The 20,182-nt window shown below is 70.4% G+C and carries 21 protein-coding genes and 1 tRNA gene; 21 read left to right on the forward strand and 1 reads right to left on the reverse strand.

Annotated features, from left to right (window positions below; translation table 11 throughout):
• Positions 1 to 325: 325 nt before the first annotated feature.
• The 15 genes from IE136_RS24710 (at position 326) to IE136_RS24780 (ending at position 12,368) form a co-directional block, all read left to right on the forward strand.
• Positions 326 to 502, forward strand: coding sequence for a hypothetical protein (locus IE136_RS24710; RefSeq protein ID WP_189601451.1), 177 nt, complete (start codon positions 326 to 328; stop codon positions 500 to 502).
• A gap of 155 nt (positions 503 to 657) precedes the next feature.
• Positions 658 to 951, forward strand: coding sequence for a hypothetical protein (locus IE136_RS24715; protein WP_189601452.1), 294 nt, complete (start codon positions 658 to 660; stop codon positions 949 to 951).
• Entirely contained in the window at positions 948 to 1,955 is a 1,008-nt protein-coding gene (locus IE136_RS24720; protein WP_189601453.1) for a DUF2637 domain-containing protein, read from the forward strand. The genes IE136_RS24715 and IE136_RS24720 overlap by 4 nt, the downstream gene beginning before the upstream one ends.
• Complete coding sequence (locus tag IE136_RS24725; protein ID WP_189601454.1) at positions 1,952 to 2,602, forward strand: GGDEF domain-containing protein; 651 nt, start codon at positions 1,952 to 1,954, stop codon at positions 2,600 to 2,602. Before IE136_RS24720 ends, IE136_RS24725 begins: the two co-directional genes overlap by 4 nt.
• Positions 2,602 to 2,988 carry an RRQRL motif-containing zinc-binding protein gene (locus IE136_RS24730; protein ID WP_189601455.1) on the forward strand — a complete coding sequence of 129 codons (387 nt, stop codon included), beginning with the start codon at positions 2,602 to 2,604 and terminating at the stop codon, positions 2,986 to 2,988. Before IE136_RS24725 ends, IE136_RS24730 begins: the two co-directional genes overlap by 1 nt.
• Before the next feature lie 128 nt (positions 2,989 to 3,116).
• Positions 3,117 to 5,360 (forward strand): cell division protein FtsK, encoded by a 2,244-nt coding sequence (locus IE136_RS24735; protein WP_189601456.1) that lies wholly within the window; start codon positions 3,117 to 3,119, stop codon positions 5,358 to 5,360.
• Between the two features lie 140 nt (positions 5,361 to 5,500).
• Entirely contained in the window at positions 5,501 to 5,752 is a 252-nt protein-coding gene (locus IE136_RS24740) for a hypothetical protein (protein WP_189601457.1), read from the forward strand.
• A 22-nt stretch (positions 5,753 to 5,774) separates the two neighbouring features.
• Positions 5,775 to 5,966: a hypothetical protein gene (locus tag IE136_RS24745; protein ID WP_229819115.1), complete on the forward strand. Its 192-nt coding sequence runs from the start codon at positions 5,775 to 5,777 to the stop codon at positions 5,964 to 5,966.
• 14 nt (positions 5,967 to 5,980) lie between these two features.
• The gene (locus IE136_RS24750; protein ID WP_189601459.1) at positions 5,981 to 6,589 is read left to right on the forward strand and encodes a hypothetical protein; all 609 of its coding nucleotides are present in this window, start codon (positions 5,981 to 5,983) and stop codon (positions 6,587 to 6,589) included.
• Positions 6,590 to 6,592: 3 nt separating this feature from the next.
• Positions 6,593 to 7,063 (forward strand): hypothetical protein, encoded by a 471-nt coding sequence (locus IE136_RS24755; protein WP_189601460.1) that lies wholly within the window; start codon positions 6,593 to 6,595, stop codon positions 7,061 to 7,063.
• An 87-nt stretch (positions 7,064 to 7,150) separates the two neighbouring features.
• Complete coding sequence (locus IE136_RS24760) at positions 7,151 to 7,876, forward strand: DNA cytosine methyltransferase (RefSeq protein ID WP_189601461.1); 726 nt, start codon at positions 7,151 to 7,153, stop codon at positions 7,874 to 7,876.
• Entirely contained in the window at positions 7,873 to 8,751 is an 879-nt protein-coding gene (locus IE136_RS24765) for a bifunctional DNA primase/polymerase (protein WP_189601462.1), read from the forward strand. The genes IE136_RS24760 and IE136_RS24765 overlap by 4 nt, the downstream gene beginning before the upstream one ends.
• Before the next feature lie 112 nt (positions 8,752 to 8,863).
• Positions 8,864 to 10,408 carry a YfjI family protein gene (locus IE136_RS24770; protein WP_189601463.1) on the forward strand — a complete coding sequence of 515 codons (1,545 nt, stop codon included), beginning with the start codon at positions 8,864 to 8,866 and terminating at the stop codon, positions 10,406 to 10,408.
• 305 nt (positions 10,409 to 10,713) lie between these two features.
• Positions 10,714 to 10,905 carry a helix-turn-helix transcriptional regulator gene (locus IE136_RS24775; protein WP_189601464.1) on the forward strand — a complete coding sequence of 64 codons (192 nt, stop codon included), beginning with the start codon at positions 10,714 to 10,716 and terminating at the stop codon, positions 10,903 to 10,905.
• Positions 10,902 to 12,368, forward strand: a complete 1,467-nt coding sequence (locus tag IE136_RS24780) for a tyrosine-type recombinase/integrase (RefSeq protein ID WP_189601465.1) — start codon at positions 10,902 to 10,904, stop codon at positions 12,366 to 12,368. Before IE136_RS24775 ends, IE136_RS24780 begins: the two co-directional genes overlap by 4 nt.
• A gap of 546 nt (positions 12,369 to 12,914) precedes the next feature.
• Here the strand turns inward: IE136_RS24780 and IE136_RS24785 are convergent.
• A tRNA-Arg gene (locus IE136_RS24785) sits at positions 12,915 to 12,986 on the reverse strand.
• 111 nt (positions 12,987 to 13,097) lie between these two features.
• On the opposite strand from IE136_RS24785, the gene IE136_RS24790 reads away from it, so the two are divergent.
• From IE136_RS24790 to thrB, 6 genes are all read left to right on the forward strand, one after another.
• Positions 13,098 to 13,628, forward strand: coding sequence for a response regulator (locus IE136_RS24790; RefSeq protein ID WP_158990468.1), 531 nt, complete (start codon positions 13,098 to 13,100; stop codon positions 13,626 to 13,628).
• Positions 13,629 to 13,837: 209 nt separating this feature from the next.
• Complete coding sequence (gene nrtL / locus IE136_RS24795; RefSeq protein ID WP_189601466.1) at positions 13,838 to 14,893, forward strand: ArgS-related anticodon-binding protein NrtL; 1,056 nt, start codon at positions 13,838 to 13,840, stop codon at positions 14,891 to 14,893.
• A 13-nt stretch (positions 14,894 to 14,906) separates the two neighbouring features.
• On the forward strand, positions 14,907 to 16,298 hold the full coding sequence (gene lysA, locus IE136_RS24800) for a diaminopimelate decarboxylase (RefSeq protein ID WP_158990472.1): 1,392 nt from the start codon (positions 14,907 to 14,909) through the stop codon (positions 16,296 to 16,298).
• Positions 16,299 to 16,401: 103 nt separating this feature from the next.
• A complete protein-coding gene (locus IE136_RS24805; protein WP_158990474.1) occupies positions 16,402 to 17,694 on the forward strand; it encodes a homoserine dehydrogenase in 1,293 nt (430 codons plus the stop codon).
• Between the two features lie 6 nt (positions 17,695 to 17,700).
• On the forward strand, positions 17,701 to 18,771 hold the full coding sequence (gene thrC, locus IE136_RS24810) for a threonine synthase (protein WP_158990476.1): 1,071 nt from the start codon (positions 17,701 to 17,703) through the stop codon (positions 18,769 to 18,771).
• 309 nt (positions 18,772 to 19,080) lie between these two features.
• On the forward strand, positions 19,081 to 19,998 hold the full coding sequence (thrB, locus tag IE136_RS24815; RefSeq protein WP_158990478.1) for a homoserine kinase: 918 nt from the start codon (positions 19,081 to 19,083) through the stop codon (positions 19,996 to 19,998).
• Positions 19,999 to 20,182 lie beyond the last annotated feature (184 nt).

Consider the following 20,182-nt stretch of genomic DNA (forward strand, 5'->3'; position numbering starts at 1 on the left):
CACCCGCTGGAACAACTCCCACAACTCGTCCGGCACCAACCGCTCAACGATGCCCACCATGACTCACAGAATACCGAGGCATCCAAATGAGATGGCTTCTTAGGGCGTCGCTCGTGCTCGACCGGCACGGCGGCCACGCCTACTGCGTCCCCTGATCCGCCAGTTCGGTGCGCCGGGATAGCCGGTGACTCGCGGACATCAGGTCAGCTGCGCAGCGGTTGCTGCGGCCGGTTGCCTCCCTTCGTCCGTCCGGACCCCGCACGGGGTGCCGTACGGACGAGGTAGAGGGGAGCCGGAGATTCCGAGCCCGGAAGGGACCACCGTCATGACCAGCACTGAGTACCGTGCCCGCGCCGAGAAGCTGCTGACTAGCAAGCACCCCTTGGACCTGAGCCAGAGCGTCATCGAGCAGGCCGCCGCGTGGGCCCAGCTGGCGACCGCCGCCGCCATTGCCGAGGCCGCCGAGAAGCAGTCCGTCGCAGCGCCGGCCGTCTCTGTCTGATCAACCGCAGCCCCGATGGTCGTCGGCCGGGTTCGACTCCCGGCCGGGGCACTGGCCCGTACGACTTTGGCCGTGCGAGCCGCCGAGACAGTCGCCTCTCGCCAAAGACCGCGACTGTCCCGCTCTCTGTCCCTTCGAAGCAGGAGAGATCAGCCATGCGTACGTACATCGGCGGTCATCAGGCCGTCAGCAGCAACGACTTCGTGGAGCTCGCCCTCGGTACCCCGGTGGAGCTGTGGCTCGGAGTGGAGGGCGAGAGCGAGATGGAGCGCGCGGCCCGTCTGGACGCGGCGCGCGACATCCTCGCGGACAACCCGAACCTGCCGAACGACGTGAGCCGGGTCGCCGCCGAGGCGATCGAGGCGTACGCGCCGGAACTGTTCAACGTGATCCCGCTGGTTCGGCCGGCGGTCCGCCGGAGCCGTTCCCGGAAGGGAGCGGCGGCATGAACGCGCTGTCCGAGGAGCGGTCGGGAGTTCCGCCGCTGACGCGCCCGGAGATGGGCCTCGCCGGTATCGGCGCGCTTGCTGCGGCCGGTGTCGGTGCGCTGGGGCTGATCTCCTCCTTCGACGCTGTGTCGGCTGCGGCTGTCCGGTGGGGGTTCGGCGAGCCGTGGATGCTGCCGGTCGGTATCGACGTGGCGATCCCGGTGTTCACCGTGGCCAACCTCCTGCTGATCCGGATGGACATGGCCCTCGCCTGGGTCCGCTTCGTTCCCTGGGTCCTCACCCTGGTGACCTGCGGTCTGAACGTCGCTGCGGGGCACGGGATGTGGGCGAAGGTCGCTCACGGCACGATGCCGCTGCTGTGGGTGGTGTTTTCCGAGATCGGCGCGCACATCTACGCCGTACGGATCGGAGCCGCGACCGGCCGACGGATGGACAAGATCCGCGCCTCGCGCTGGCTGCTCGCCTTCCCCTCCACGTTCTCGCTGTGGCGCCGGATGACGCTGTGGGAGATCACCTCCTACGCCGACGCGCTCGCGAGGGAGAAGGAGCGGCAGCTCGCCCGAGCCGACCTGCGCGAGCAGTACGGGCGCCGGTGGCGGTCGAAGACACCACGCCGCGAGCGCGTCCTGCTCCGCCTCGGCGACCTCGCCCCCGAGGGCACCGAACCCGAGCCGGAGCCGGAAGCGGTACCGGAGCCGCCCATGCCGCAGCGGGAGCCGAAGGAGCGGGCGCCGCGCAGGCGGGCCCCGCGCCCGAAGACGAAGGCGGCGAAGGCTCCGCGCACGGCGGCCGAGCTGCTTGCCGAGGCCCGCCAGGTCACCGCCGAGTGGGCGGATGACGCGATCAACGCCGAGGCGATCCGGACCGCGCTGCACTGCTCGGCCGCCAACTCCCGCACCCTGCGGGACGCGCTGCTCGCCGAGCGCGCCGACGGCCGGCCGCTCCACTCCGTCGACACCGACGAGACCGAGACCGCTGAGACGGCCGAGGAGGTCGCGGCATGAACACCCTCTTAACTGCCCTGGCTGCGGCCGGGCCGCTCGCGGCTGGATGGTCCGGCCACGTGCTGTGGCTCCGCCGCAGGCTCCGCACTGCGCGCCGTGACCCGCTCACCGGGCTGCGGACCCGGGAAGGATTCACCCGCCGTGCTACCGCTCTGTTGCGCGACGATCGGGCGGTCGTGATCCTCGCGGACGTTGACCACTTCAAGCAGATCAACGACCGCCACGGCCACAGCGCAGGAGACGCCCTGCTGAAGGCCACCGCCGACCGGCTTGCCCACTACGTCGGCCGCCACGGTGTCGCCGGACGCCTCGGGGGTGACGAGTTCGCCGCCGTCGTCATCGACACTCACGGCACTGTCGCGGACCTGCTCGCCGTCCTGCACGGCGTGCTGGCCCGCCCTGCGGACAGTGCCAACCCGGACGTGGCCACCACGGTGTCGCTCGGCTGGGTCCGCGCCGCCGACCACCCCGGGGAAGACCTCTCCCGTCTCCTGGGCCGGGCGGATGAGGCGATGTACGCGGCGAAGCAGGCCCGGGCCGGTGTCCGGCGGGCCGGGCTGGGGCGTCTGTTCGCCACGGTGGCCGGCCGCCGTTCCGGACGCCGCGGCGCCCGCACCGATACTCCCGCGATCGTGGCGGCTGCCTGATGTCCCCGACGTTCGGCAAGTGCTTCGACCCGACCGGTGCGAAGTTCGGGATACCGACCTACCCGTGGCGCTACGCCCCCGACGGCTACGCCACCCGCCGCCAGCTCCGCGCCCTCGGACTGCGCCCTGGCGGCCAGCCGGTGGCTGCTCAGGTCATGCGTCGCAGCCGCGGCCGAAAGACCGGTGTACTGGTCGGCTACCTCTACCGGATCGACCTCGCCAAGCCCATCCGGCCGATGACGTCCCGCAAGTGGGGAGCGCTCGCGCTGGCGATGCTCGCCCGCCGTACCTGCCCGCAGTGCCGACTCGATGCCGGATACGTCATCCCGCGCTCCCTCGGCACCTGCGTGTCCTGCGCCTACCCCAACGAACAGCGCGCTGCCTGAACGAGGGGGCCGAAACCCGGCCCCCTGCTCGCCTCACCCGGGGCGACGCTTATCGAACGGGCCCGACCGCCTACCTCTCACAGCGTCGGCCGGGCCCGTCTGTTCCCTCCCGAGAGAAGGAAGCTTCAGTGAAGCACCCCGACGAAGAGAACGAGTTCTTCAACCGGCTCGAAGCCGACATGGCCACCGACTGGACGGCCGACTCCGGGGCCGACGTGGTCGACCTAGACAAGGCCCGATCCGCCCGCACCGAGTCGGCCAACCCGCTCGCTGACGCGTCGGCCGACTCGAACCCCAAAGGATCGGGTGGCGAGTCGGGCGACCCGATGGCCCGCCGGTTGGTCGACGGCCCGGAGGCCGCCGGGCCCGGACATCTCGGCCGACTCGTCGGCGCGAAGCGGCGGGCGATCGTCCCTGCGTGGCTGCGCTCCACGGCTGAACTCAAGACCGCCGCCACGTGGGTGGCCTCGCACTACGCCCACCTCGCCGGGTACCACGCGCTCCGTACCCCGGTCTACGCCGGACGCCTCGCGCTCCAGGCGCCGCGCGGGGCGGCGAAGTTCGTCGGCGGCACGCTGCGGTGGGTCGCCGACCGCGAGGGCGAGCCCGTCCGACTCGCCGCCGTGCGCCGCGAGGACGCGGGGGAGTACCTGAAGCTGTCACGGCAGCGCGACGGCCGGGTCCGCCTCCGCACCCTGGTCGCCACCCTCGCGACGCTGATCGGCATGGGCGCCGCGCTCGCCCTCTACGTCCTCGCCCCGGGCTGGCTGCAGGCCGTCTCCGTCGGCGCGCTGCTGCTCGCCCTCGGCTCGGCTGGCGGACGGGCGGATGCTCCGGTGGTCAACCGGGCGGTGGAGGTCACCAAGGCTCCCAAGCTCACCTCGGACATCGTGCTCCGCGCGCTGGGAGCGCTGGGAATCCCGGCGATCAACCAGGCGCAGGGCAAGGGCCGGGACGGGTTCACGTTCACCGCCCCGATCACCCGCGACGGGCCGGGCTGGCGCGCCGAGGGTGACCTCCCCTACGGCGTGACCGTCACGGACGTGATTGAGCGCCGCGACAAGCTCGCCTCCGGCCTGCGCCGTCCGCTCGGCTGCGTGTGGCCCGAGGCCGTCCCCGAGGAGCACACCGGGCACCTCGTTCTCTGGGTCGGGGATCAGGACATGTCGACCGCGAAGAAGCCCGCTTGGCCGCTGCTCAAGGGCGGGGGCACGGACTTGTTCAAGTCGGTCGCCTTCGGCACCGACCAGCGCGGACGCTGGGTGGAGATCACGCTCATGTACATCGCGGCCGTCATCGGCGCGATCCCCCGCATGGGCAAGACGTTCCTCCTGCGCCTGCTGCTCCTGATCGCCGCCCTCGACCCGCGGGCCGAGCTGCACACCTACGACCTGAAGGGCACCGGCGACCTCGACCCGGTCGGTGAGCGCGTCTCGCACCGCCACCGCGCGGGCGACGATGACGAGGACATCGAGTACGCGCTCGCTGACCTGCGGGAACTGCGCGAGGAGCTGCGTCGGCGGGCGAAGATGATCCGCTCGCTTCCGCGGGACATCTGCCCGGAGTCGAAGGTGACCAGCGAGCTGGCGAACAAGAAGAACCTCGGCCTGCACCCGATCGTGGTCGGGGTGGACGAGTGCCAGGTGTGGTTCGAACACCCCAAGCACGGCGGGGAGTTCGAGGAGATCTGCACCGACCTCGTCAAGCGCGGCCCCGCCACCGGGATCGTGCTGCTGCTCGCCACCCAACGCCCGGACGCCAAGGCGCTGCCGACCGGGATCAGCGCGAACGCCTCGGCCCGGTTCTGCCTGAAGGTCATGGGCCAGCTGGAGAACGACATGGTCCTGGGTACGTCCAGCTACAAGCGGGGCGTGCGGGCCACGATGTTCTCCTGGAAGGACAAGGGCATCCACTACTTCGTCGGAGAAGGAGCGGACGCCCGGATCGTCTCCTCCGTCTACGTCGACGCCCCCACCGCCGAGACCATCGGCCTGCGGGCCCGCAAGCTCCGCGAGCAGGCCGGCACCCTGTCCGGCCACGCGCTGGGCGAGACGTTCGAGGACAGCAAGGCCAGCGCGTACGACCTGCTGCGCGACATCCTCGCCGTCGTCCCCGCCGAGGAGCCCAAGGTGTGGAACGAGACCGTCGTCGACCGCCTCGCCGAGCTGCGTCCCGACATCTACGGCGCCTGGGCCCAGATGGAGCCCGAGGAGAAGACGGCCCAGCTCACCAGCGCCCTGAAGCCGCATGGCATCAAGACCGGGCAGGTGGGGCGCCGCGTGAGCGGCAAGCCCGTCAACAAGAAGGGCTTCGAGCGCTCCCACATCACGGCAGCCATCACGGAACGTGACGGAAAGCGGGACGCGGGCTGACCGTCCGGGGCCGCTAACGATAGCGGGCACCCTCGCTAACGTTAGCGGCCCCGATAGCGGCCCATCTCCACCCTGATCAGGCCGTTAGTAGATAGCGGCCTACCTGCGGAAACCCCTGAAACCCGCCAGAGAGGCCCCTGATGATCCCCTTCCTCGCCGCTAGCGCATGCCTGCTCGCCATCACGCTGGGTTACGCCGCTCTGTGTGCCGCCTCACCGTTCGGCCAGTGCCGCAGGTGCGACGGACTCGGCTTCGCCCTGACGCAGACCCGCAAGGGCAAGCCCAAGCGCGGCAAGACCTGCCGCCGCTGCAACGGCCACGGCATCCGCATACGCGCCGGCCGCTGGCTCTACAACCGCGCCGCTCGCATCCACCGCGACGGCACCCGCTGAGACCCCCAGGAGCCCTGCCGTGATGTTCGAGATCTCCGCCGTCCTCCTCTTCGCCGTCGCCTCCGTCTTCGCCGTCAAGACCAAGTCGGGCGGAGCCGGAGCCGCGACCGTCCTGTTCCTCTTCGGCTTCTTCACCGCCGGGACCGGCGCCTACGAGCCCATCACCAACCTCGTGAAGTCCACCGCCACCGCCGTCTCCGACCTCGCCAACTAGCCCAGGAGCCTGAGATGAACGAAACGATCGTCCACCGCCACTGGCTGGCTCACCTCGCCCCGAAGGCCGCCCCTGCGGTCGCGACGTCCACGGTGCTGATCCTCGGGCGGATCTGGAACGCCAACGGGGCCGAACACTCCGTCGGCAACGCAGCCCTCATGGTCGTACTCGCCGCCGGAGCCGCGACGGCCGGCGCCTTCGCCTCCGCCGGACGCCGCGGAGACAGCGTCATCGCCGGAACCGCGTTCGCCGCCTCCGGAGGACTCGCGCTCGCCGGAGTCGCCGGATACGCCGACGGGCTTTCGCTCCCGCTGCTGCTGTGGGCGCTCGCCACCTCGGTCGCCTACGGGCTTGCTGCCCGCTACTGGCGCACAGACCGCCGCGACACCACCGCATACGAGCGGTGCACCACCGAACGTCGCGAGGACCACGCCCACGTCGAGCGCGTCGAAGCCCTCCGGGCCGGAGCACAGATCGAGGTCGCCCGCTCCGGCGCCGCCTACGCCGAGCAGCTCGCCACAGCCCTCATCACCCGCGCCGCGCTGCCCGGCTTCGACCCCAAGGCCCTCGCGAGCGCCGGACTCCCCGAACTCGCCGCCACCCAGACCACCAAGGAGCACTGACTCATGTTCGAGATCCGCATCATCTGCGACGCCCACGACACTGACCGAGTCACCACCACGCTGGCAGAGACGTTCACGACCGGAGCCGTCCGGCGCTCGCCCTCCCGCACCTCCGACAAGGAACGGCTCTACATCACCGCCGAGCACCGCGACGACACCGACGAGTGGCCCACGCCGGAACGGGCGTACGCCAAGGCGCCGAGCATCATCAGCGAGATCGGCTGGACCGCGCAGAGGGCACACCAGGCCGTGTGGCCCCTGCACCAGTCCGACGTGCGGGAGTTCTGGCTCCGTAAGGCCGCCCTGCTCGACCGCCTCGCTCTGGGAGATGCCAAGGGCCTCTCCGCCTCGGACGCGACCGAACTGGCCAAGGAGGCAGCCGGGGAACTCGTGATCCTGGACAACGCCGACCCGGCCCGTGAGCCGCGCGCCTACATCCGCCAGCAGTACCGCCTGTGGATGAGCCAGCGGTAGATACGCCCGAGGCGGTCGCCTCTCACCACAAGACCGCGACCGCCTCGGCTTCTCCGTCCCTTCGATAGAAACAGGAGAACCACCAGCATGACCCACCAGACCCTCATCCGGCGAGACGGCCACCGGCCGTTACTGCTGGACTTGTTCTGCTGCGCCGGCGGCGCAGCCGTGGGCTACCGCCGCGCCGGATTCGACGTCCACGGCGTCGACATCGCCCCCCGCCCCAACTACCCCTTCCCGATGCACCAGGGCGACGCGTTGGCGTTCCTGGCGGAGCTGATCGCTTCGGGGGAGATCGAGCGGTACGCGTTCGTCCACTCCTCCCCTCCCTGCCAGGCCGGCTGCGCACTCACGGTCGGCACGAACCGGTCCCAGGGCTGGGGCCGCGCCCACGTCGACCTCGTCTCCGAGACCCGCGCCCTTCTGGAGGCGTCCGGGCTGCCGTACGTGATCGAGCAGCCCAACGGCCGTGCCGAGATCCGCAAGGATCTGACCCTGTGCGGTGAGATGTTCGGGCTGGGGGTGCTGCGGCACCGGAACTTCGAGCTCGGCCGCTGGAGCGTCCACAAGCCCGAGCACATCCCTCATCGCGGCCGAGTCCGGGGCTGGAGGCACGGGGAGTTCTTCGACGGACCGTACGTCGCCGCGTATGGCAACGGCGGCGGGAAGCCGACCATTTCTGAGCTTCAGGTCGCCATGGGCATTACGTGGACGGAGGTCCGAGAGGAACTGACCGAGGCCATCCCTCCCGCCTACTCGCAGTGGATCGGGCGGGCGTTCCTCGCCCATGCCCGGCTGGGGGTGGCGGCATGACTGCCGTACGCACATACCTCTCCGTCGCCCTCTCGCTCGCTGCTGCCGGTGTGCCGGTACTGCCCCTGCGGGCGGGGAAGGTCCCGTTCGGCAACTGCTGCTCCTGCGCGAACAACGCGTGCGGCGGCCGGCCGAACATGAAGACCCCCGGCCTCTGCGCATGCCCCCGGCCGTGTCACGGGTGGGCCGCAGCCACCACCGATTCCGCTGTGCTGTCCTCCGGGCTGTGGGTGGCCGCGTGGAAGCGGGCTGGTGCCGTGGCATACCACCCGGCAGGTGCCGGGGTGACGGTCGTCGACCTGGACAACGCCGACGCGGTCGCCTGGGCCCGCGAGAGTCTGCCGTCGACACGGACCGTCTCCACGACACGGGGTGAGCACTGGATCTACCGGGGCACCATGCGCTCCGCCAACCACGTACGACCCGGCGCCGACGTCAAGTCGTCCATGGCCTACGCCCGGTGGCTCGGCCCCGGCACCGGCACCATGACCGCACTGCCGCCGGCGGTCCTCGCGCTGGTGGAGAGGGAAGAGACCACCCGCCCCGGCGAGGGGGTGGACTCTTCGTCTCTGACCCGCGCCCGGTGGGACCGGAGCGTGGCCACCGGCTGCCGGCACACCGACGCCTACGTTCGCACCGGCCTGGAGCGCGGTCTCGCCCGGATCCTGGCCCACCGCGAGACCGGCGCCGGATCGGCCGCGTACGGGGTCGCCCGGTTCCTCGCCACCCAGCACACCGGGTGCCCCGGCCCCTGCGGCCTGGACGCGATCGGCGAGCAGATCGCCGATGCGGCCATCTCCGTCGGCGTCTCCGCCCACTACGCCCGCCGAGCCGTCACCAACGGCTTTCACGGAGCCCTGGGGGCTACGGCATGAGCGCCGCCGAACAGCCCTGGCCCGTACCGACCGTGGGCGCCTCAAAGGTCGCCGCCCGACAGGGCGTCCTTTCAGCTCTTGGCTCTGACCCGCAGGAAGGCAGGACAGCAGCATGACCGCTCAGCCCGAGACGGACCTGTGGGCCGGATTCGACCCGCTGACCGCCGAGGACGTGGCCGGACCTGTGTGGGATGAGCCGGTCCCGCTCACCGCCCACCGTGACCTCCCCACCTTCCCCGTGCACGCGTTGCCCGAGTGGCTGGGCGGGATGGTCGCCGCGGTCGCGGAGGAGACCCAGACACCGGCCGACCTTGCCGGGTGCCTCGCCCTCGCCGTCATCGCCACGGCGGCCGGCGGCCGGGCCGTGGTCAACATCCGGGGCCGCTGGCGCGAGCCGGTCAACATCTACACCGCGATCGCGCTCGACCCGGGCAACCGCAAGAGCGCGGTGTTCTCCCTGATGACCGAGCCGCTCATGGCCGTGGAGAAGACGCTTGTGGAACTCTCCGGCCCTGCCCGTGCCGAGGCGGAGACCACGGCCAAGCTCGCCAAAGCTGCGGCTGACAAGGCGGCGGCCAAGGCGGCCAACGCCGAGCCCGGAATGCGGGACGGGCTGACGGCCGAGGCAGTCGCGCTCGCGCAGGCCGCCGAGGAGATCAAGGTTCCCTGCAAGCCGCAGCTCGTCGCGGACGACGTCACTCCGGAGAACCTTGCAACGCTCCTGACAGAGCAGGAGGGTCGGATCTCGGTCCTGTCCCCAGAGGGAGGGATCTTCGACATCATCGCGGGCCGCTACTCCGGCGCCCCGAACATGGAGATCTTCCTCAAAGGACACGCTGGGGACATGGTCCGCGTTAACCGGCAGGGCCGCGACGCTCAGCACATTGAGCGACCCGCCGTCACGATGGGCTTGGCCGTGCAGCCCGAAGTCCTGGAATCCATCGGGCAGATCAAGGGTGCCGACGGACGGGGCTTGCTTGCCCGCTTCCTCTATGCCCAACCTGAATCCCTTGTCGGCCGCCGCAACCTGACCCCGGAACTCATCCCGGACGATGTTGCTGCCACCTACACCCATCGTCTCGCCGGACTCGCCATGGCGATGGTGGGATGGACCGACCCGGCCGTTCTCACCCTGACGCCCGAGGCGGACGCGGTCATGCTCGCCTACCAGAAGGTCACCGAATCGCGTATCGGGAAAGGTGGCCCGCTCTCCTCCATCGTGAAATGGGCCAGCAAGCGGGACGGAGCCGTCGGCCGCATTGCAGGACTGCTCCACTTGGCCAGCCACCCGGACAACGGATGGCAGCGCCCCATCGAGGCTGCCACCCTTGCCGCGGCAACGGAGCTGGGCGACTACTTCACCGCCCATGCCCAGCACGTCTTCGACGCCATGGGAGCCGACCCCGCGCAGGAAGCCGCACACCAGGTTCTCGCCCACCTGCGGGACACCCGGTTGACCGGCTTCACCAAACGCGAGCTGTTCCGCCAGCTCTCCCGCGGTGACTTTCCCGCCATGGGCGACCTGGACCCGGCCCTCGCCCTTCTGGAAGAGCACGGCTGGCTCCGGCAGCAACCCCCGCCCCCGCGCACTGGACGCGGCGGCCGGCCGCCCTCTCCTCGCTACGAGACCCACCCCCGCCTCACTCGCGGCGCCTGACAGAACTCTGGCCGGACTGACACAACTGACAGAACCCCTGAACCGGGCCACTGACCTGCGTAAACAGCCGATACGGCTGCCGTGACGAAACCTCCGGAAACTCTGACAGAACCCAAGGCAGCCCTGAGAGCCGGTGGTGACGGAACCCTGTCGACAGAGGTTCTGTCGGAGTTTTCGCGAGTTTTGTCACGCCCGCTTCCCAGGCAGAAACCGCAGGTCAGCGGCCCGAATGCTCGGTTCTGTCAGTTCTGTCAGCGAATCCGGCCCGTGAGCCACGAAACCCACGCAGAGAAGGAGGCCCGGCCGTGACCGAGGCGCGAGACCCCTTGCTGAGCATTCCGCAAGTGCTTGCCGAGATCGATGTCCCCCGAGCGACGTTCTACCGCTGGCGTCAGCTCCGGAAGGGCCCCAAAGCCATCAAACTCCCGAACGGCACAGTCCGCATCCGCCGCTCCGAGCTGGAGCGCTGGATCGAGACACTGGAGGAAGCCGCGTGACCCACCGCAAGACCAGCACGGCGACGGGCGCCCGCAACAGCGGGCGCCCGTCGCCGTCGGAGGCTCTGACCCTCTCCACAGACGTACGGGTGTGGAAGGTCAACCAGGTGCGGAGCAAGAAGGCTCCGTACCAGATCCGTTGGACAGTAGCGGGAAAGGTGAAGGCCACCAGCTTCGCCACCGTGGCCCTCGCCGAGAGTCGCCGTTCAGAGCTGTGGCAAGCGATGCGCAAGGGCGAGGCGTTCGACGTCGAATCCGGTCTGCCGGAGTCCGAACTTCGCGCGGCTGCCGCCAAGGCGAACGAGAAGCCCGATCCCTCGTGGTGGGACTTCAGTCGTGAGTACATGGCGAGCCGGTGGCGCACGGCAGCCGCCAAAACTCGTGAGGGGCTGGCCGACAGCCTGGCCACGGTGGCGATCGCGATGATGGAGGAAGGGAAGAAGGCGCCCACGCCGGAAGAGGTGCGCCTCGCGATGCGGTGGGCCGTCGTACCGGCACACGATGGCGAGGAACCGCCGCCGGATCTCGCGCCGGCCTGTACGTGGCTCCGAACTCGATCGTTGGCCCTGTCGGCTCTCGCCGATCCCAAGGTGGTCCGGGACGTTCAGTACCGGCTCTCGTTCAAGCTGGACGACACCCCGGCAGCGGGTGAGACCTACAAGCGCCGTCGCCGTGGCTTCAACACGGCCATGGAGTACGCCATCGAGTGCGGGTACTTGGAGGAGAACCCGCTCCTGGGAGTGAAGCGCGCGGGGTCCACCAAGGGTGATGTGGTGGATCCCCGGGTCCTGGTCAACGCAGTCCAGGGCGAGCAGCTCCTCACGGCCGTCTCGTACGTGGGGTCCGTCCACCGGAACCGCGGGCGTCGACTCGTCGCCTTCTTCGCCTGCCAGCTGTATGCGGCGATGCGGCCGGCCGAGGCGGTGGGGCTACGGAAGAAGGACTGCTACCTGCCTGAGAAGGGGTGGGGGACGCTCACCCTCAGGGAGACCCGGCCGGTGTCCGGCAAGCGGTGGACGGACTCGGGGCAGCGCCATGACAAGCGTGGGCTCAAGTCCCGGGCGCCCAGGGCGGATCGCCCCGTCCCGATTCCTCCGATGCTGGTGGCCATGCTCCGGGCGCACATAGCGGAGTTCGGCCCGGCGAAGGACGGCCGGCTCTTCGCCAACGAGCGCGGCGCCGTCCTTGGGACGTCCAGCTACTGGAGGGTCTGGCAGGAGGCTCGGCCGATTGCCCTCCCGCCAGAGAAGGTGGATTCCCCGCTCGCCCACCGGCCGTACGACCTGCGGCACACCTGCATCACGAACTGGCTGAACGCAGGGGTCCCCGTCGCCGAAGTGGCCCGTCGCGCGGGCAACTCGCCCGAAGTCATCCACCGCCGCTACGAGGGCTGCATCGACGGCCATGAGGAGTTGAACAACAAGAAGATCGAGGAAGCGATGGGGTGGGGGAGCGAGGCATAGGTAGCTTGGTGAGCCGAGGCTGCTATCGCACCCCGACCTTGGCGGCTAATGCGAAGGATCGCCGCCTTCTTCGCTCTCCGGTCGGGCGTTGCGGTACTGCTTGAGGCACCAGCCGCAAACCGCAACGAGAAGGCTAGCGGCAAGGCTGCCGAGGAATTCGGGCAGAGCGTCACGCAGGATCTGGAGCAAGGGCTCGCCGACACACCATGGGCCCCAACCGTGTGTCATCCCTTTCAGTCAGGCGCTTGCGGAGGAGTGCTGGAGCGTCCAGGGGCGCGGACGCCGCTCGCTCCCTCTCCATGAGCCAGCACTGCCCGGCATCGAGGTGATCAGCCTCAAGCCTGACTGGGCAGGAACCAGTGTGCCGTGCCACGGTCCGCATCGAGGCCGTTTCTACAGGAACCCGCACCCTGGAAACTCACTCGCCACTCACTCGGGATCAGTGACAGCCAACGACAAAGAGCCGGACCCAGTGGGACTGGGTCCGGCTCTCGATGTCTGGCACATCCGCAGGTCAGCGGGTTGATCACGCTGGTCCGGCTTCTGTGCCCCCGGCAGGATTCGAACCTGCGCACACGGCTCCGGAGGCCGTTGCTCTATCCCCTGAGCTACGGGGGCGTCCGCCGCGTTCGGCGGCGACGGGTAGAACCCTACCAGCATCCGGGGCGTGGCTGTGAACAGGTATTTCCGTCGCGTCACCGGGGGCTCGTTCGCCCTCGCGGGTCCGAAGTGGGCAAAACCCGGACGCAGCCACTTCCCGCGACCTACTCTCGTCGTGTGTCAGGCGTGTCCGGCCGCGTGCTCGTTGTCGATGACAACCGAGTGATCCGGCAGTTGATCAGGGTCAATCTCGAGCTGGAGGGCTTCGAGGTCGTGACCGCGGCCGATGGTGCCGAGTGTCTGGATGTCGTCCATCAGGTCTGTCCTGATGTCGTCACCCTCGATGTCGTCATGCCCCGGCTCGACGGGTTGAAGACCGCGGAGCGGTTGCGGACCGATCCGCGGACCAGGCATGTGCCCGTGGCGATCGTCAGTGCCTGTACCCCGTACGAGGTGGACGGCGGCGTCGCCACCGGGGTCGACGCGTTTCTGGCCAAGCCCTTCGAGCCCGCCGATCTCGTTCGCGTCGTGCGGCAGCTCATGCATCGGGACGGGCGGGAGCGCGGCGAGCGGCGCGACGGACAGGAGGGGCCGTCTTCCGTCGACGGCGGGAGCAGACACGGGGCCGGGTGGGCCGGAAGCCCCAGAGGGGCCCATTAGCGGGCCCCACGAGCGGGTTCCATGAGCCGGGCCCGCGAGTGGTTCCCGCCGGTGGGTTCCGTCAGTGGTTCGCGCGCCCCTGCGCCCGCCCGTCACCGCCCCGCCCCCGGCCCGCCCGTCACCGCCCCGCCCCCGGCCCCAGCCCGCCGAGTGACCGCATCGCGAAACCGGTTCGCGTACCCACCCCCCTTCTCCCATACGCTTGTCCCGTGACCCCCGCGGACCTCTCCCTCACCGTGCTGCACGCCGTGCGCAGCGCGGTCGACGACGGTGCGCTCGTGCTACCGAGCGAGGACGTGCCCCGGAAGGTCAAGGTCGAGCGGCCGCGGCCCGGGGGACACGGGGACTACGCCAGTGGAGTCGCGCTCTCCCTCGCCCGGGCCGCCGGGCGCGGGCCGCTCGATGTCGCCGAGGTCCTGCGGGAGCGGCTCCGCCTCAGTCCCGGGATCGCCGCCGTCGACATCTCCGGGCCCGGCTTCCTCAACTTCACCCTCCGCGACGACGCCCAGCGGAAGCTCGTACGCCACATCCTCGCGAGCGGGCTCAGGTACGGGTGGGGGGCGCCGACCGGGGAGCGGGAGCAGCCCTGCTACCGCGCCGACGTCCGGGCCGCCGTCACCGCCGACGCGCTGCGGCGGATCCTCGTCTCGCAGGGCGCGCTCGTCCGTACCGGCTGCGAGGACGCCGCCGATCCCGACTGGGCCCTGCTCGGGGTACGGATCGAGGCCCAGGGCAGCCGCGGACACCTGCCCACCGACATCGCCCCCCTGCCCGCCCCGTACACCGCGCGGGAGCTGCTGCGGCGCCTCGGGGCCGACGCCGCCCGCTGGGGGCTCCTCTCCGCCGCCGCGCAAGACCAGCCCCGCCTCGGCGACGAGCTCCTCCACCAGCACGAGGGCAACCCCCTCTTCCGTGTCCGGTACGCCCACTCCCGTGCCCGGGCCCTCCTCCGTAACGCCGAGCAGATGGGGTTCGACAGCGCGGCCGAGCGACACGTCGAGGACGGGCAGGCCCTCGCCGGCCTCCTCGGCGACCACCCCCTCGTCCTCGCCTCCGCCGCCCGCCTCCGCGCCCCCGACCGGGTCGCCCGGCACCTCGAGGCCATCGCCGACGCGCTGCTCGACTTCCAGCACACCGTCCTGCCCCTCGGCGACGAGAAACCCTCGGCCGCCCACCGGTCCCGGCTCGCGCTCGCCGAAGCCGCCGGGACGGTGCTCGCCGGTGGCCTCTCCCTGCTCGGCATCAGCGCACCCGATCAGATGTGAAAGAGCTGTAGACATGAGCCGTTCCGCCCACCCCGCCGGGCCCCGCCACGCCGACGTCCTCCCCGAGGGGCACTACTCAGCCCCGCCCACCGACCTCAACCTCCTCGACCCGAAGGTGTGGGCGAGCACCGTCCGGCGGAACGACGAGGGCGTCGTGACCGTGGGCGGCCTGGGGGTCGACGAGCTCGCCGCCGAGTTCGGTACGCCCGCCTACTTCCTCGACGAGTCCGACTTCCGCGCCCGCTGCCACGCCTGGGCCGAAGCCTTCGGCAGCGACGCGGATGTGTTCTACGCCGGCAAGGCGTTCCTCTCCCGCGCCGTCGTCCGGTGGCTGAAGGAGGAGGGGCTCAACCTCGACGTCTGCTCCGGCGGCGAGCTCACCACCGCCCTCTCCGCCGGCATGCCCGCCGAGCGCATCGCCTTTCACGGCAACAACAAGTCACACCAGGAGATCCAGCGCGCGGTCGAAGCCGGTGTCGGACGCATCGTTCTCGACTCCTTCCAGGAGATCGCCCGCGTCGCCCACATCGCCGAGTCCCTCGGCAAGCGGCAGCGCGTGCAGATCCGGGTGACCGTGGGCGTCGAGGCCCACACGCACGAGTTCATCGCCACCGCCCACGAGGACCAGAAGTTCGGCATCGCCCTCGCCGGCGGGCAGGCCGCCGAGGCCGTGCGTCGCGCGCTCAAGCTGGACGGGCTCGAACTCATCGGGATCCACTCGCACATCGGCTCGCAGATCTTCGACATGGCCGGCTTCGAGGTCTCCGCCCGGCGCGTCGTGCAGCTGCTCGCCGAGGTGCGCGACGAGCACGGCGTCGAGCTGCCCGAGATCGACCTCGGCGGCGGGCTCGGCATCGCGTACACCTCCGACGACGACCCCCGTGAGCCGCAGCACATCGCCAAGGCCCTGAACGAGATCGTGACGCGCGAGTGCGAGGCCGCCGGGCTCCGTACGCCCCGCATCTCCGTCGAGCCGGGGCGCGCCATCGTGGGCCCCACCGCCTTCACCCTCTACGAGGTCGGCACGGTCAAGCCCCTGGAGGGGCTGCGTACGTATGTCAGTGTGGACGGCGGCATGTCGGACAACATCCGCACCGCGCTCTACGACGCCGAGTACAGCGTCTCCCTGGTCTCGCGGACGAGTGACGCCGATCCCATGCTCGCCCGTGTCGTCGGCAAGCACTGCGAGAGCGGGGACATCGTCGTCAAGGACGCGTTCCTGCCCGCCGACCTGGCGCCCGGCGATCTCATCGCCGTGCCCGCCACCGGCGCGTACTGCCGCTCGATGGCGAGCAACTACAACCACGCGCTTCGCCCGCCCGTCGTCGCCGTCCGCGACGGTGAGGCGCGGGTGATCGTCCGGCGCGAGACGGAGGAAGATCTCCTGCGTCTCGATGTCGGGTGATGAAATAGATGTCTCAGGATCCGGACGATGGACAGAAACCGTCGTCCGGTGAGTGAGACTGGACAACCGTAGAGATACGAAGAAGTACGAGAAACGAGGTCGGATGATGCGTACGCGTCCGCTGAAGGTGGCGCTGCTGGGCTGTGGTGTGGTCGGCTCAGAGGTGGCGCGCATCATGACGACGCACGCCGACGACCTCGCCGCGCGCATCGGTGCCCCGGTCGAGCTCGCCGGCGTCGCGGTCCGCCGCCCGGACAAGGTCCGCGAGGGCATCCCCGCGGAGCTGATCACCACCGACGCCACCGCCCTGGTCAAACGGGGCGACATCGACGTCGTCGTCGAGGTCATCGGCGGGGTCGAGCCGGCCCGCACCCTCATCACCACCGCCTTCGAGCACGGCGCCTCCGTCGTCTCGGCCAACAAGGCGCTGCTCGCCCAGGACGGTACGAGCCTCTACGCCTCCGCCGACCAGCACGGCCAGGACCTCTACTACGAGGCCGCCGTCGCCGGGGCCATCCCACTGATCCGGCCGCTGCGCGAGTCTCTCGCCGGCGACAAGATCAACCGCGTCATGGGCATCGTCAACGGCACCACCAACTTCATCCTCGACCGGATGGACACCAACGGCGCCGGGTACTCCGAAGCGCTCGACGAGGCCACCGCCCTCGGGTACGCGGAGGCCGACCCGACCGCCGACGTCGAGGGCTTCGACGCCGCCGCCAAGGCCGCCATCCTCGCCGGGATCGCCTTCCATACGCGCGTGCGTCTCGACGACGTCTACCGCGAGGGAATGACCGAGGTCACCGCCGCCGACTTCGCCTCCGCCAAGCGCATGGGCTGCACCATCAAGCTGCTCGCCATCTGTGAGCGCTCCGCCGACGGGGAGTCCGTCACCGCGCGCGTGCACCCCGCGATGATCCCGCTCAGCCATCCGCTCGCCTCCGTCCGCGAGGCGTACAACGCGGTCTTCGTCGAGGCCGAGGCCGCCGGGCGGCTCATGTTCTACGGCCCCGGCGCCGGTGGTTCTCCGACCGCCTCGGCCGTACTCGGCGACCTGGTCGCCGTGTGCCGCAACAAGCTCAACGAGGCCACCGGCCCCGGCGAGTCCGCGTACACCCAGCTGCCCGTGAGCCCCATGGGCGACGTGGTGACGCGGTACCACATCAGCCTCGACGTGGCCGACAAGCCGGGCGTCCTCGCCCAGGTCGCGACGGTCTTCGCCGAGCACGGGGTGTCGATCGACACCGTCCGTCAGCAGGGAAAGGACGGCGAGGCCTCCCTCGTCGTCGTCACCCACCGCGCGCCCGACGCCGCCCTCTCCGGGACCGTCGAAGCGCTGCGCAAGCTCGACACCGTGCGCGGTGTCGCCAGCATCATGCGTGTTGAAGGGGAGTAAGGACCCATGACCAGCAAGGGCACCCACCAGTGGCGCGGCATCATCGAGGAGTACCGGGACCGTCTTCCGGTCACGGACACGACGCCTGTCGTCACGCTCCGTGAGGGCGGCACGCCGCTCGTCCCCGCTCAGGTCCTCTCCGAGCGCACGGGCTGCGAGGTGCACCTCAAGGTCGAGGGCGCCAACCCCACCGGGTCCTTCAAGGACCGCGGCATGACCATGGCCATCACCAGGGCCAAGGAGGAGGGCGCGCAGGCCGTCATCTGCGCCTCCACCGGCAACACCTCCGCCTCGGCGGCGGCCTACGCGGTGCGCGCCGGGATGGTCTGCGCCGTCCTCGTGCCGCAGGGCAAGATCGCGCTGGGCAAGATGGGCCAGGCCCTCGTGCACGGCGCGAAGATCCTCCAGGTCGACGGCAACTTCGACGACTGCCTGACGCTGGCCCGCGGGCTCTCCGAGAACTACCCGGTGGCGCTGGTCAATTCGGTCAACCCGGTCCGTATCGAGGGTCAGAAGACCGCCGCGTTCGAGATCGTCGACATGCTCGGCGACGCCCCCGACATCCACGTGCTGCCCGTCGGCAACGCCGGCAACATCACGGCGTACTGGAAGGGGTACGGCGAGTACGCCGCGGACGGGCTCTCCACGCACCGGCCGCGCATGTGGGGCTTCCAGGCATCCGGCTCCGCCCCGCTGGTGCGCGGCGAGGTCGTCAAGGACCCGTCGACCATCGCCACCGCGATCCGCATCGGCAACCCGGCCTCCTGGGACTTCGCGATCGCCGCGCGCGACGAGTCGGGCGGCTTCATCGACGAGGTGACGGACCGTGAGATCCTGCGCGCCTACCGGCTGTTGGCGGCCCAGGAGGGCGTCTTCGTCGAGCCCGCCTCCGCCGCCTCCGTCGCCGGCCTGCTGAAGGCCGCCGAGCAGGGCAAGGTCGATCCCGGCCAGCGGATCGTCTGCACCGTCACCGGTAACGGCCTGAAGGACCCCGACTGGGCGGTCGCCGGAGCGCCCCAGCCGGTCACCGTCCCGGTCGACGCCGCGGCCGCCGCCGAGCGCCTCGGTCTCGCCTGATTCCCCGACAGGGCCCTCCCCGACGCGTCGGGGAGGGCCTCTCCGGGTGATCCCGGCGGGCGAATCCGTCAGGAACGTACATAGGCGCACAGGATGGCTCGCGACACGCATCGTGCGCCTCCTGTGCGCCCTATGTCGCGACAGAACCTTCCTTCGATAGGCTGTACCGAACCCGCCCCGTCGCATATGCGCGGTGTTGTTGCCGTTGTCGCCCGCGAGGCAGACACGGCCCCCGGGTCCCGCGTACATCCCCTGCACAACCCCGTAGTCGAACCCCCGCAGTCGCAAGTCAAGGAGAGTCATCGAGCGATGGCCGGTCCCGCGTTCCGCGCCGCCGCCGTACGGGTGCGCGTTCCCGCCACCAGCGCCAACCTCGGCCCGGGCTTCGATGCCTTCGGCCTGTCGCTGGGTCTCTACGACGACGTCGTCGTCCGGGTCGCCGACTCCGGGCTGCACATCGACATCGCCGGCGAGGGTGCCGACACCCTCCCGCGCGACGAGAGCCACCTGCTCGTGCGTTCCCTGCGCACCGCCTTCGACCTGCTCGGCGGGCAGCCGCGCGGCCTCGAGGTCGTCTGCGCCAACCGCATCCCGCACGGCCGTGGCCTCGGCTCCTCCTCCGCCGCCATCTGCGCCGGTATCGTCGCCGCCCGCGCCGTGACGATAGGCGGCGACGCCCGCCTCGACGAGGCCGCCCTGCTGGAGCTGGCCACCGAGATCGAGGGGCACCCCGACAACGTCGCCGCCTGTCTGCTCGGCGGCTTCACGCTCGCCTGGACCGAGTCCGGCGCCGCGCGGGCGATCAGGATGGATCCCTCCGATTCCATCGTTCCGGTGGTTTTCGTCCCCGGAAAGCCCGTACTGACCGAGACCGCCCGAGGTCTGCTGCCGCGCACCGTGCCGCACGTCGACGCCGCCGCCAACGCCGGTCGCGCCGCGCTCCTCGTGGAGGCGCTGACCCGCCGCCCCGAGCTGCTGCTCGCGGCCACCGAGGACCGGCTGCACCAGGAGTACCGGGCCCCGGCGATGCCCGAGAGCATCGCCCTTGTGAACCGACTGCGGGCGGACGGAGTTCCCGCGGTCATCTCCGGCGCGGGCCCCACGGTGCTCGCGCTGGCCGAACACGGGACGGCCGACAAGGTCGCCCGGCTGGCGGGCGAGGGATGGGCCGCGAACCGGCTCGACCTCGATGTGTCCGGAGCGAGCGTTCTGCCGCTCGCGCCCTAGGGACGTGCGCGGACACGTCCGGACACGGGATTGCCGGTGAGTGAGAGGGGGAATGTTTGTTGGAGCCGGTAGTGTTAACCTCAAGTCTGCACCCGACGTCTTTGTGGCGCGGTGCTGAGTGTCCCCATCAGGGACCACCCATTCTTCCGGGAGCCTCCCCAACTGCCTGAGCAGCCTGCCTGAG

The sequence above is a fragment of the Streptomyces lateritius genome, from assembly GCF_014649715.1.
Lineage (GTDB): Bacteria > Actinomycetota > Actinomycetes > Streptomycetales > Streptomycetaceae > Streptomyces > Streptomyces lateritius.